Source organism: Paraburkholderia strydomiana (assembly GCF_031456815.1).
Lineage (GTDB): Bacteria > Pseudomonadota > Gammaproteobacteria > Burkholderiales > Burkholderiaceae > Paraburkholderia > Paraburkholderia caledonica.
On record NZ_JAVDVL010000010.1, the window covers coordinates 233,191 to 246,778 of the forward strand.

Consider the following 13,588-nt stretch of genomic DNA (forward strand, 5'->3'; position numbering starts at 1 on the left):
TGGTGATGCCAGAGTACGTTCAGTCAGGCGTGCGCGATTACATGTTCAGTGCGCGCTTGTCCACGGCGAGTGCCGCTTCGCGCATGACTTCCGACAGCGACGGGTGCGGATGGCAAATGCGGCCGATGTCTTCCGACGCCGCCTTGAATTCCATCGCCACCACGGCTTCCGCGATCAGGTCCGATGCGTTCGCCGAGATGATGTGCACGCCGAGCAGTTCGTCGGTCTTCGCGTCGGCGATCATCTTGACGAAACCGTCCGCCTTGTTGATGCCGAGCGCGCGGCCGTTCGCCATGAACGGGAACTGGCCCGTCTTGACTTCGCGGCCTTCCGCCTTCAGTTGCTGTTCCGTCTTGCCGACCCACGCGATTTCCGGCTCCGTGTAGATCACCCATGGAATGCAGTTGTAGTCGATATGCGGCTTCTGACCGTCGATGATCTCAGCGACCAGCACGCCTTCGTCTTCGGCCTTGTGCGCGAGCATCGGTCCACGAACCACGTCGCCGATCGCGTAGACGTTCGGCACGGCCGTCGCGCAATGATCGTCGACATCGATAAAGCCGCGTTCGTTGGCCTTCAGGCCGATCGCTTCGAGACCGAGGTTGTCGGTGTTCGGCACGCGGCCGATCGACACGATCAGGCGGTCGGCTTCGAGCTTCTGCGCGTTGCCGTCCTTGTCCGTGTAATTGATCGTGACGCTGTTCTCGGTTGTCGACACTTCGCCGACCTTCACGCCGACGTGAATGTCGAGACCCTGTTTCTTGAACTGCTTGGCCGCTTCTTTCGCGAGCGCCTGGTCAGCCGCGCCGAGGAATTCCGGCAGCGCTTCGAGCACGGTCACTTCCGCGCCCAGACGGCGCCACACCGAGCCGAGTTCGAGTCCGATCACGCCTGCGCCGATCACGGCGAGCTTCTTCGGTGCCGTGTCGAAAGCGAGTGCGCCTTCGTTGTCGGCGACAATCTTGTTGTCGACCGGAATGTTCGGCAGATGGCGTGCTTTCGAACCCGTGGCGATGATCACGTTCTTCGCCGTAACCACTTCCGTTTCGCCTTCCCCGCTCACCTCGATCTGCACGCCGGCGTCCGTCTTGCCGGTGAACTTGCCGTGACCCTTGAGCCACGTGATCTTGTTCTTGCGGAACAGGAATTCGATGCCCTTCGTCATCTTTTCGACGATGCCGTCTTTGCGGGCCATCATCTTCGAGATGTCGACCTTCACGTTTTCCACCGAGATGCCGTGGTCAGCGAGGTGATGCGATGCGTTTTCAAATTCTTCCGACGACGCGAGCAGCGCCTTCGACGGAATGCAACCCACGTTCAGACACGTGCCGCCGAGCTTCAGCGTGCCGGCCGGGTTCTTCCATTTTTCGATACATGCGACGGTCTTGCCGAGCTGCGCTGCGCGGATGGCGGCGATGTAACCGCCAGGGCCTGCGCCGATCACGACGACGTCAAATTCTTTGGACATGACAATCCTTTTGATGACGGAACGGCGCGCGGCCACACTTCGTGGCGCGGGTCGTTCCTGTACTGCGGAATGCGAAAGACGTGGTGCTTGCCTGATGCTTTATATGGCGCCGGCTCGCGCGATCGCAAGCCGGCACCGATAAAAGCAGCGCTTACAGGTCGAGCAGCAGGCGCGCCGGGTCTTCCAGCGCATCCTTCATGGCGACGAGCGACAGCACGGCTTCACGGCCGTCGATGATCCGGTGATCGTAGGAGAGCGCCAGGTAGTTCATCGGGCGGATCACGATCTGGCCGTTTTCCACCACGGCGCGTTCCTTCGTTGCGTGCACGCCGAGAATCGCGGACTGCGGCGGGTTGATGATCGGCGTCGACAGCATCGAACCGAACACACCGCCGTTCGAGATCGAGAACGTACCGCCCGTCATTTCCTCGATCGACAGCTTGCCGTCTTTCGCCTTCTGGCCGAATTCGGCAATCTTCTTCTCGATTTCGGCGAGGCTCAGCTGATCTGCATTGCGCAGGATCGGCACCACCAGACCGCGCGGCGAACCGACAGCGATACCAATGTCGAAATAGCCGTGATAGACGATGTCGTTACCGTCGATCGACGCGTTCACCAGCGGGAACTTCTTCAGCGCGTGAACAGCCGCCTTCACGAAGAACGACATGAAGCCGAGCTTCACGCCATGTTCCTTTTCGAACTTGTCCTTGTACTTGTTGCGCAAGTCCATCACCGGCGCCATGTTCACTTCGTTGAACGTGGTCAGGATGGCGTTGGTTTGCTGCGACTCGAGCAGACGCTCGGCGATACGCGCACGCAGACGCGACATCGGCACGCGTTGCTCCGGACGGTCCTTCAGCCACTGGTCGGCCGATGCCGGGCCCTTGACGTCCGGCAGCGACGGCCGGGCGGCCTTCGGTGCCGCAGCCGGTGCAGGCGCGGCGGGCTTCGCAGCCGGAGCGGCCTGGCCTGCCGTCAGCACGTCGCCCTTGGTGATGCGGCCGTCGCGGCCCGTGCCAGCGACGTCGCCCGACGACAAGCCCTTCTCCGCCATGAGCTTGCCGGCAGCCGGCGAAGCAGCGGTGTTCGCACCCGTTGCGGATGCGGCTTGAGCAGCCGGCGCCGGTGCGGCGGCCGGTGCGGGCGTGGCGGCCGGAGCCGGTTTCACTTCCGCTTCGACAGCGGCGGCGCCTGCCTTGCCTTCCGTGTCGATCTTGGCGATGACCTGATCGGCCGTGACGGTGTCGCCGTCGTTCGCGATGACTTGCGCGAGCACGCCGGCCGAGGGTGCCGGCACTTCGAGCACGACCTTGTCGGTCTCGATTTCGATGAGAATTTCGTCCTGGGCAACAGCCTCGCCGGGCTTCTTCTTCCACTGCAGCATCGTGGCTTCCGAGACCGACTCGGACAGCTGGGGAACCTTGACTTCAACAATAGCCATTATGAATATCCTGAATACGTATCGGGTGACGGCGCGGTGAACGACGACCGCCTGCGAACCATGTCTGCCGCGTCTGGACCTTTATGCGGTCGCTGAACGCGGCGCGGGAAAGCGCGCTGCGCTTTCCCGGTTCGTCTGTTCTCTTTATTTAGCGATCGACGCGCTCTTGAGGCGGCCGAAAGCGCCTTCGACCAGCGCTTTCTGCTGCTCGTAGTGCTTCGCGTAGTAACCGACTGCCGGCGAAGCCGAAGCCGGACGGCCGCTGTATGCCAGCTTCTGTCCTTCCTTCATGCCTTCCTTCAGATGGTGCTCGATGTAGAACCACGGTCCCTGATTCTGCGGCTCGTCCTGCACCCAGACCACTTCCGTCGCGTTGTCGTACTTCTTGATCTCCGCTTCGAACTGCTTGTGAGCGAACGGATACAGCTGTTCGATACGCACGATCGCAACGTCGTTCGCCTTCGCTTCGCGGCGATGCGCGACGAGGTCGTAGTACACGCGGCCCGAACACACCAGCACGCGCTTGACCTTCTTCGCGTCGATGGTTTCCTCGACTTCGCCGATCACCGGCTGGAACGAACCCTTCGCCAGTTCCGACAGATCGGAGACGGCTTCCTTATGACGCAGCAGCGACTTCGGCGTAGCGACGATCAGCGGCTTGCGGAACAACCGGATCATCTGACGGCGCAACAGGTGGAAAATCTGCGCCGGCGTGGTCGGCTGGACCACTTGCATGTTGTGGTCTGCGCACAGTTGCAGGAAACGTTCGATACGCGCCGACGAGTGCTCCGGACCCTGGCCTTCATAGCCGTGCGGCAGCAGCATGGTCAGGCCCGAGACGCGGCCCCACTTTACTTCGCCCGACGAAATGAACTGGTCGATCACAACCTGCGCGCCGTTCACGAAGTCGCCGAACTGCGCTTCCCATGCGACGAACGTGTTCGGCTCAGCCGTGGAGTAACCGTATTCGAAGCCGAGCACCGCTTCTTCCGACAGCACCGAGTCGATCACCGTGAACTTCGCCTGACCTTCGGCGATGTTCTGCAGCGGCACGTAAGTGCCGTCGTTCCAGCGCTCGCGGTTCTGATCGTGCAGCACCGCGTGACGGTGCGTGAACGTGCCGCGGCCCGAGTCCTGGCCGGTCAGGCGCACCGCATAGCCGGAGGCGACCAGCGACGCGAACGCGAGGTGCTCGCCCATACCCCAGTCGAGCTTCGCTTCGCCACGGCCCATTGCGCGACGGTCGTTCAGAACGCGCTCGACGAGCGGGTGAACCTTGAAGTTTTCCGGGACGGTGGTGATGCGCTCAGCGAGGCGCTTCAGTTCCGCGAGCGGCACAGCCGTGTCGGCCGCGTCGGTCCACTTGCGGTTCAGGAACGGCACCCAGTCCACCGCGTACTTGCTCTTGTAGTTCGAGAGCACCGGGTCGACCGTGTGATGGCCTTCGTCCATCGCCTTGCGGTAGGCCTTGACGAATTCCTCGCCTTCTTCGGCCGTGATCACGCCTTGTTGCACCAGCTTTTCCGCGTACAACGCGCGCGTGCCCGGATGCTTTGCGATGGTCTTGTACATCAGCGGCTGCGTGACAGCCGGCGTGTCCTGCTCGTTGTGACCCAGCTTACGGAAGCAGACGATGTCGACCACGACGTCCTTGTGGAACTGCATCCGGAAGTCGATAGCCAGCTGCGTGGCCAGAACCACCGCTTCGGGGTCGTCGCCGTTCACGTGCAGCACCGGCGCCTCGATCATCTTGACGACGTCCGAGCAGTACAACGTGGAGCGCGAATCGCGCGGGTCCGACGTCGTGAAGCCGATCTGGTTGTTGATGACGATGTGCAACGTGCCGTGCGTGCCGTAACCGCGCGTTTGCGCGAGGTTCAGCGTTTCCATCACGACGCCCTGACCGGCAAAAGCTGCGTCGCCGTGAATTTGCACCGGCAGCACTTGCAGGCCGCTGTCGTCGCCGCGACGGTCCATACGCGCCTTCGCCGAACCTTCTACCACCGGGTTGACGATTTCGAGGTGCGACGGGTTGAACGCGAGCGACAGGTGAACCGGGCCGCCTTCGGTCGAGACGTCCGACGAGAAGCCCTTGTGGTACTTCACGTCGCCCGCCGGCAGGTCGTCGACGTGCTTGCCTTCGAATTCGGCGAACAGGTCAGCCGGCATCTTGCCGAGCGTATTGACCAGCACGTTCAGACGGCCACGGTGAGCCATGCCGATGACGATTTCCTGCACGCCGCGTGCGCCGCCGTGACGCACGACTTCGTCCATCGACGCGATGAAGCTTTCACCGCCTTCCAGCGAGAAGCGTTTCTGGCCGACGTACTTGGTATGCAGGAAGCGCTCGAGGCCTTCAGCAGCCGTCAGGCGATTCAGGATGTGCTTTTTCTTCTCGTTCGAGAAATTCGGCGTGGAGCGGATCGACTCCAGCTTTTCCTTCCACCAGCGCTTCTGTTCCGGATCGCTGATGTACATGTACTCGGCGCCGATCGTGCCGCAGTACGTGTCGCGCAATGCCTTGACGATCTCACGCAGCGACGCTTTCTCGAATCCGAAATACAGATTCGTGGCGCTGAACTCCTGGTCCATGTCGGCTTCGGTGAAGTCGTAGAACGCGGGTTCGAGTTCGGGGATTGCGGGACGTTCGCGGCGCTTCAGGGGATCGAGATTGGCCCATTGCGAGCCGAGGAAGCGATATGCGCCGATGAGGGACTGCACATAGACTTGCTTTCGCGCGGTAGCGAGGTCTTCGCCACCGGTTGCCGTGCGCGGGATGAAGGCGTTGGCCTTGGCCCGTTGTGCAAACGATTCGACGATCGGGCCATGGGCCACGTCGTTGGCATTGGTGCCATCCGATGCAGGTACATTCTGCAACGCGTCGAAATAGCTGCGCCAGTTCTCGGGCACTGACGCCGGGTTGTCGAGATATGCTTCGTACATTTCTTCTACGTACGGAGCATTGCCGCCGAACAGATAAGAGTTCGACTGGAATTGCTTCATCATTTTTACGCTCACCTTTCTTCGAGTTTCTCGAGAAATAGCGGGTTACAGAACCTTCCGCGACACGGCCTGACCGTTTAGCGGATTGCGCGAATCAAGTCTTGCTTGGAAGGACCTAAAACTTTGCACCCGGGGAGCATATCACATAACGGATATCGCAGATAGCAGACGGATCGCCGCCCGGGCCTTCAGCGACGGGCTTCAGCGGCAATTTCCAATAACGCGAATGCGCTCCGGAAATGTAAAAAGCCACCCGAAGGTGGCTTTTCACTAACAGCTGAAGCGAAGGCCAGAGGCCGTTGCGCGCTGCTCAATCTACCGCGCCCTTGCGGCTCGCGCTGCGGCGCTCGTGCTCTTTCAGGTAGCGCTTACGCAGACGGATGGATTGCGGCGTGACTTCGACCAGTTCGTCGTCGTCGATGAATTCGACCGCGTATTCCAGCGACATCTGGATCGGCGGCACGAGGCGCACTGCTTCGTCGGTACCCGATGAACGGACGTTGGTAAGTTGCTTGCCCTTGATCGGGTTCACGACCAGGTCGTTGTCACGGCTATGAATGCCGATGATCATGCCTTCGTACAGCGGCTCGCCCGGCGACACGAACATACGGCCGCGGTCCTGCAGCTTCCACAGCGCATAAGCGACTGCTGCGCCGTCGTCCTGCGAAATCAGCACGCCGTTGCGGCGCTCGCCAACCGAGCCTTCCTTGACGGGCTGATACGAGTCGAACGTGTGGCTCATCAGGCCCGTACCGCGCGTGAGCGTGAGGAATTCCGACTGGAAGCCGATCAGGCCGCGCGCCGAAATACGATATTCGAGACGCGTGCGGCCACGGCCGTCCGACGCCATGTCGAGCATTTCGCCCTTGCGACGGCCCAGTTCTTCCATGACGCCACCCTGATGCGCGTCTTCCATGTCGACGGTCAGGTTCTCATACGGCTCGTGCTTCACACCGTCGATTTCCTGCATCACGACGCGCGGACGCGACACGGCCAGCTCGTAACCTTCACGGCGCATGTTTTCCACGAGAATGGTCAGGTGCAGTTCGCCACGGCCGGCCACTTCGAACGTGGTTTCGTCGCCGGTTTCTTTGACGCGCAGCGCGACGTTGTGATTCAGTTCCTTCATCAGGCGGTCACGAATCTGACGGCTCGTGACGAACTTGCCTTCGCGGCCGGCGAGCGGCGACGAGTTGACGAGGAAGTTCATGGTCAGCGTCGGTTCGTCGACGGTGATCATGGGCAGCGCTTCCGGCTGTTCCGGCGAGCAGATGGTCACGCCAATGCCGATTTCTTCGATACCGTTGATCAGCACGATGTCGCCGGCTTCAGCCGACTCGACCTGCACGCGCTCGAGACCCTTGAACGACAGGACCTGATTGATCTTGCGGTTCAGAATCGCGCCATCGGGACCCGAACGCACGGCAACGGCCATGCCCGGCTTGATGCGGCCACGCGTGATACGGCCCACGCCGATACGGCCGACATACGACGAGTAGTCGAGCGAGGTGATCTGCAGTTGCAGCGGGCCTTCCGGGTCGGCCGCGCGAACCGGCACGTGCTCGAGCACGGCTTCGAACAGCGGACGCATATCGCCTTCACGCACGTCCGGGGTCAGACCGGCATAGCCGTTCAGGCCCGACGCATAGACGATCGGGAAGTCGAGCTGTTCGTCGGTCGCGCCCAGCTTGTCGAACAGGTCGAACGTCTGGTTGATCACCCAGTCGATGCGCGCGCCCGGACGGTCCACCTTGTTGATCACGACGATCGGCTTCAGACCGAGCGCCAGTGCCTTCTTGGTCACGAAGCGGGTTTGCGGCATCGGGCCTTCGACGGCGTCCACCAGCAGCAGCACCGAGTCGACCATGGACAGCACGCGTTCCACTTCACCGCCGAAGTCCGCGTGGCCCGGGGTGTCGACGATGTTGATGTGCGTGCCCTCATATTCGACCGCGCAGTTCTTCGAAAGAATCGTGATGCCACGTTCTTTTTCGATGTCGTTCGAGTCCATCACACGCTCGGCAACCTGCTGGTTGTCACGGAACGTGGCGGTCTGGCGGAGGAGCTGGTCGACGAGCGTAGTCTTGCCGTGGTCGACGTGGGCAATGATGGCGATGTTGCGTAGGGCGCGGGTCATAGGAAACCTGGAGACAGTTGAGTGCGCCGCTTGCTCATGCCGCTTCGCTCTTCGTATAAGAGCAATGTGAGGATAAAAACCACGACAAGCCCAATGCGCACTTTTGGGAACCCAACATTATAGCACGCACCAATGACGCTTTCTGGTATTCCCTGATAGGAAGCGCTGCGGCCCCACTCCCGCATGAGTAAATCTGACGTCCAATCGGCCTTAGCCCTACGCGAAAACGCGCCGATTCTTGCTTGAGCGCGGATATTTCCTTGCCTAAGCTGTAATAACGCTTGCCGCGTCAATCATCCGACTCTTATAATTGTGCCTAGTCAACCATTGCATTCGCACGAGAATCATGACGGAGCCGTCCACCACCCCAGCGCCTGAGATCAGCGAATACCAGCTAGGCGAAAGTGTCGGCTATCTGCTGTCGCGCGTGAAATCGACCATGTCGAACCTGGTTACCCAGCGCAGCATGGCGGAGCTTGGCATTACCAGTCAGCAAGGCAGCATCCTGTTCATGGTGGCGAGCGGGAAATGCCTGCTGGCGGCCGAACTCGCGCGCGAATACGGCATTGACGCAAGCGCCGTCACGCGTCTGATCGATCGCCTCGAAAAGCGCGGCCTGCTCACGCGGGTGCGCAGCAACGAAGACCGGCGCGTCGTGCGTCTTGCACTCACGCCGGAAGGGCATGCGATCGCGGCCAAAATGCCGAAGATCTTCAACGGTGTACTGGATGACCTGCTCTCCGGCTTCACCCCGGAAGAAGTGGGCTTTCTGAAGAGCATGCTGCGTCGCGTGCTGCTCAATTCTGGCGAACAAACGGGACTGACCCGTGATGCGGCAAGCAATTACGACAGCAAATCGTAAGAAATTGCTTGCAGCGTCCATCATTACATTCCACTCAAAGAGTCGAGCGATGAAATCCCTTTCCCTGTCCGCGCCCGCGTTTTCGAGCCGGGCCGCTGTCGCCGCCGCGGTGGCAGCGCTCGCCCTCACTGGGTGCGCGAACTACTTCGGTGTCAAAAGCGACAAGCAGATTTCGTCGCCGGCGCAATATGAGTCCACCCAGAGTCTCGCGGGCCAGAGCGGCCAGTGGCCGTCGCTCGACTGGGCCAACCAGTTCGGCGATCCGCAGTTGCCCAAGCTGATTGCCGAAGCGCTGGAAGGCAGCCCGTCGATCGCGCAGGCGCAGGCGCGTCTCGCAAAGGCGTCGTCGTACATCGAAACCTCGCGCTCGGCGCTTTACCCGAAAGTCAACGGCAGCTATTCGTGGACGCGCGAACTGTTCTCGGGCAACGCGCTCTACCCGCCTCCGTACGGCGGCACCTGGTATAGCGAGAACAACGTGCTCGCGAGCGCTTCGTGGGATCTCGACCTGTGGGGCAAGAACCGTCAGCGCCTCGGCCAGGCTGTGTCGCAGGAAAAGGCGGCCGAGGCCGACATGCAGCAGGCGCGCGTGACGCTCGCGGCGTCCGTGGCGAGCACGTATAACCAGCTTGCCCAGCTCTATGCGCTGCGCGACATCGCCGCACGCGAAATCGCCAACCGTCAGGATATCGGCCGCATTACGAACGGTCGCGTTGCGGCCGGTCTCGATACGAACGTCGAGCGTCAGACCGCAACGGGCAATATCGCGTCGAGCCAGGCGAGCCTGAGCGATCTGGACGGCCAGATCACCGTGGTGCGTTATCAATTGGGCGCGCTGCTCGGCAAGGGCCCGGATCGCGGCCTGCAAATTGCACAGCCTGCGCTCGGCGTCGGCAATACAGTCGCGCTGCCGGACAATCTGCCGGCCGATCTGGTCGCTCGTCGCGCGGATATTGTCGCTGCGCGCTGGCAAGTCGAAGCGGCGATGCATGACGTCAAGGAAGCGAAGGCGGAATTCTTTCCGGACGTGAACCTCGCAGCCGGCTTCGGCTTCGACGCGTTCGGCTGGGGCCGATTCCTCACAGCCGGCAGCCGCCAGATCCAGTTCGGTCCGGCGATTCACCTGCCGATCTTCGACGCAGGCGCGCTGCGCTCGCAATTGAAGGGCCGTTATGCGGATTTCGAGCTGAACGTGGCGAACTACAACCAGACGCTGATCAATGCGTTGTCGGATGTCGCGACGCAGGTGTCGTCGATCCGCTCGATCGACCAGCAAGCGGGCGACGCTCAACGCGCACTCGACGCATCGACGAAGGCATACGAACTGGCCGTGATCCGCTACAAGGCCGGCCTGTCTCCGCAACTGCAGGTATTGACCGCCGACCAGAACCGCCTTTCCGCCGAACAGACGGTTACCACGCTCAAGATGCGTCGCCGCGACATGCAGATCGGGCTCGTCAAGGCGCTGGGCGGCGGTTTCGACGCGACGCAGACAGGCTTGGTCGTGCCGACTGACGCGCCGGCACCGGCCGCAGCAGCATCGAGCTCAGCGGTACCAGTCTCTACGTCGGCGGCGGGCGTGTCATCCGCCCCGGCTGCGACCGCCGCTGTGAACTGACGCGACTGATCGCGCCGTCACGCAACCGTATCGACCGCAACAGACCACACACGAACATCCGAATAAACGACGACGTTTGAGAGAACCCGGAGCACATCAATGAGCACCCCCCAACAGCCCGCGGCTAACAACCAACCGGCACAGCCGAACAAACCGGCACAACCGGCGAACAGCGGCAAACGCAAGCGCATGATGACGCTGCTCGTCATCGTGATCCTGATCGCCGCGATCGCCTATGGTCTGTACTATTTCCTCGTGGCGCGCTTTCACGAAGACACCGACGACGCGTACGTGAACGGCAATGTCGTGCAGATCACGCCCCAAGTCACGGGCACCGTGGTCGCGGTGAACGCCGACGATACGCAAACGGTCAAGGCCGGCGACCCGGTCGTCGTGCTGGATCCGGCCGACGCCCGCGTCGCGCTCGATCAGGCAGAAGCGAATCTTGCGCAGACGGTGCGCCAGGTGCGCGGTCTCTTCGCCGACGACAACCAGTACCAGGCTCAAGTTGCGCAGCGCCAGTCCGACCTCTCGCGCGCTCAGGACGACTTGAAGCGCCGTCTGACGGTTGCGCAAACCGGCGCCGTGTCGCAGGAAGAAATTTCGCACGCACGTGATGCCGTCAAGAGCGCGCAAGCCGCCGTCGAAGCTGCTCAGCAGCAACTGGCATCGAACCGCGCGCTGACCGCCAACACCACGATCGCGAATCACCCGAACGTGCAGGCGTCCGCCGCGAAGGTCCGCGACGCGTATCTGAACAATGCGCGCAACACGCTGCCGGCACCGGTCACCGGCTATGTCGCGAAACGCTCGGTCCAGGTCGGACAGCGCGTCTCGCCGGGCACGCCGCTCATGGCCATCGTGCCGCTCGGCGCCGTCTGGGTCGACGCCAACTTCAAGGAAGTGCAGCTCAAGCACATGCGCATCGGCCAGCCGGTCGAACTGACGGCCGACGTCTACGGTTCGTCGGTCGTCTATCACGGCAAGGTGGTGGGTTTCTCGGCGGGCACGGGATCGGCGTTCTCGCTGCTGCCCGCGCAGAACGCCACCGGCAACTGGATCAAGGTGGTGCAGCGTCTGCCGGTGCGAATCGCGCTCGATCCGCAGGAACTCGAAAAGCATCCGCTGCGTATCGGCCTGTCGATGCAAGCCGACGTAAGCATCAAGGACGAGAACGGCGGCCAGTTGGGCAACGCACAGAACACCGTCTATCAGACGGACGTGTTTGCTAAATATGGCGACGAAGCCGACGCGGAAATTGCTCGCATCATCGCGGAAAACGCCGGTCCGAAAGCCGGCACGCATAAAGCCGCGCAGTCCGGATCCAGCAAGCCCGCATCTGCAAAACTGATGTAAGACGCGCGGCGACTCATACAAGGCTTTCTGAATGGCTCAGGCTCAGGCGCAAGCCCCTCACCCGCCGCTCGAGGGCGCGCAACTGGTGATCGGCACCATCGCGGTGTCGCTCGCCGTTTTCATGAACGTGCTCGACACGTCGATCGCGAACGTTTCGATTCCGTCCATATCTGGCGATCTCGGCGTGTCGGCCGATCAGGGCACGTGGGTGATCACGTCGTTCGCGGTCGCCAACGCGATCTCCGTGCCGCTCACGGGCTGGCTCACCGACCGCATCGGCCAGGTGCGCCTGTTCATGGCGTCGATCGTGCTGTTCGTGATTTCGTCATGGATGTGCGGCCTCGCGCCGACTCTGCCCTTCCTGCTCGCCTCGCGCGTGCTGCAAGGCGCGGTGGCCGGCCCGATGATTCCGCTGTCGCAAACGCTGCTGCTCGCGAGTTATCCGCGCGCCAAGGCGCCGATGGCGTTATCGATGTGGGCGATGACCACGCTGATCGCGCCGGTCGCCGGCCCCATCCTTGGTGGCTGGATTTCGGACAACATCTCGTGGCCCTGGATCTTCTACGTCAATATTCCGGTCGGCGCGATCGCCGCGCTCGCGACGTGGATGATCTTTCGCAACCGCGATTCCGTCGTCAGAAAGGCGCCGATCGACGGTGTCGGTCTCGGCCTGCTGATCGTCTGGGTCGGCTCGTTGCAGGTCATGCTCGACAAGGGCAAGGACCTCGACTGGTTTTCGTCTACGACCATCGTCGTGTTGACGCTGGTCGCCGTGATCGCGCTTGCGTTCTTCATTGTGTGGGAACTGACGGCCGAGCATCCGGTGGTCGACCTGTCGCTCTTCAGCAAACGAAACTTCACGGGCGGCACGATTGCGCTGTCGGTCGGCTACGGGCTCTACTTCGGCAATCTGGTTCTGCTGCCGCTGTGGCTGCAAACCGATATCGGCTACACGGCCACCGAGGCCGGTCTCGTCATGGCGCCGGTTGGTCTCTTCGCCGTGCTGCTGTCGCCGATCACAGGCAAGGTCCTGCCGCGCACCGATCCGCGTTATATCGCGACGTTGTCGTTTCTCGTATTTGCGCTGTGCTTCTGGATGCGCTCGCGTTATACGACTGGCGTGGATACCTACTCGCTGCTACTGCCCACGCTGATTCAAGGCATCGGCATGGCCGGCTTCTTTATTCCGCTGGTTTCGATCACATTGTCCGGTTTGCCGGGTAATCGCATACCGGCGGCATCGGGCTTGTCGAACTTCGTGCGGATTATGTGCGGCGGCATTGGCACGTCGATTTTCCAGACCGCATGGGACCATCGGACGATCATGCATCACGCGCAATTGACCGAGCGCGCCAACGCCTACAACCCGGTGTTCGACGAGTCGATCCGCCAGATGGGCGCTGCGGGTTTCAGTCAGCCGCAAGCATATGGATTATTCAATTCGATGGCCACGCAACAGGCCGCGCAACTCGGCGTGAACGACATCTTCTTCATTTCCGCCGGTATTTTCGTGGCGCTGATCGCGCTGATCTGGGTCACGAAACCGGAGAAGGCCGGCGGCGACGCCGGTGCCGCTGCCGCGGCGGCGCATTGATCTCGCGTTTCATTCCCTGAACGACGAGATGCAAAAAAGGCGGGGCCGCTTTATAACGGTCCCGCCTTTTTCACTGCAGCGGCGCAATCAGCTCGATTGAGTTGCGTGC

General features: G+C 61.8%; 8 protein-coding genes. 4 read left to right on the forward strand and 4 right to left on the reverse strand.

Annotation, left to right across the window (positions count from 1 at the left end; all coding sequences use genetic code 11):
* Positions 1-37: 37 nt before the first annotated feature.
* The 4 genes from lpdA to typA form a co-directional block, all read right to left on the reverse strand.
* Entirely contained in the window at positions 38-1,468 is a 1,431-nt protein-coding gene (gene lpdA, locus J2W46_RS25155; protein ID WP_027804962.1) for a dihydrolipoyl dehydrogenase, read from the reverse strand.
* Positions 1,469-1,619: 151 nt separating this feature from the next.
* Positions 1,620-2,909: a 2-oxoglutarate dehydrogenase complex dihydrolipoyllysine-residue succinyltransferase gene (gene odhB / locus J2W46_RS25160; protein ID WP_020070125.1), complete on the reverse strand. Its 1,290-nt coding sequence runs from the start codon at positions 2,907-2,909 to the stop codon at positions 1,620-1,622.
* 144 nt (positions 2,910-3,053) lie between these two features.
* A complete protein-coding gene (locus J2W46_RS25165; protein ID WP_310357172.1) occupies positions 3,054-5,915 on the reverse strand; it encodes a 2-oxoglutarate dehydrogenase E1 component in 2,862 nt (953 codons plus the stop codon).
* Between the two features lie 307 nt (positions 5,916-6,222).
* Entirely contained in the window at positions 6,223-8,049 is a 1,827-nt protein-coding gene (gene typA / locus J2W46_RS25170) for a translational GTPase TypA (protein WP_020070123.1), read from the reverse strand.
* A 346-nt stretch (positions 8,050-8,395) separates the two neighbouring features.
* Here typA and J2W46_RS25175 point away from each other — a divergent pair, with 346 nt between their 5' ends.
* The 4 genes from J2W46_RS25175 to J2W46_RS25190 all read left to right on the forward strand — a co-directional run bounded on the left by J2W46_RS25175 (position 8,396) and on the right by J2W46_RS25190 (position 13,479).
* Entirely contained in the window at positions 8,396-8,911 is a 516-nt protein-coding gene (locus tag J2W46_RS25175) for a MarR family winged helix-turn-helix transcriptional regulator (RefSeq protein WP_087753238.1), read from the forward strand.
* 49 nt (positions 8,912-8,960) lie between these two features.
* Complete coding sequence (locus J2W46_RS25180) at positions 8,961-10,529, forward strand: efflux transporter outer membrane subunit (protein ID WP_310357174.1); 1,569 nt, start codon at positions 8,961-8,963, stop codon at positions 10,527-10,529.
* Between the two features lie 99 nt (positions 10,530-10,628).
* Entirely contained in the window at positions 10,629-11,885 is a 1,257-nt protein-coding gene (locus J2W46_RS25185; protein WP_310357177.1) for an EmrA/EmrK family multidrug efflux transporter periplasmic adaptor subunit, read from the forward strand.
* A 31-nt stretch (positions 11,886-11,916) separates the two neighbouring features.
* Positions 11,917-13,479, forward strand: coding sequence for a DHA2 family efflux MFS transporter permease subunit (locus J2W46_RS25190; RefSeq protein WP_020070119.1), 1,563 nt, complete (start codon positions 11,917-11,919; stop codon positions 13,477-13,479).
* Positions 13,480-13,588: the final 109 nt, after the last annotated feature.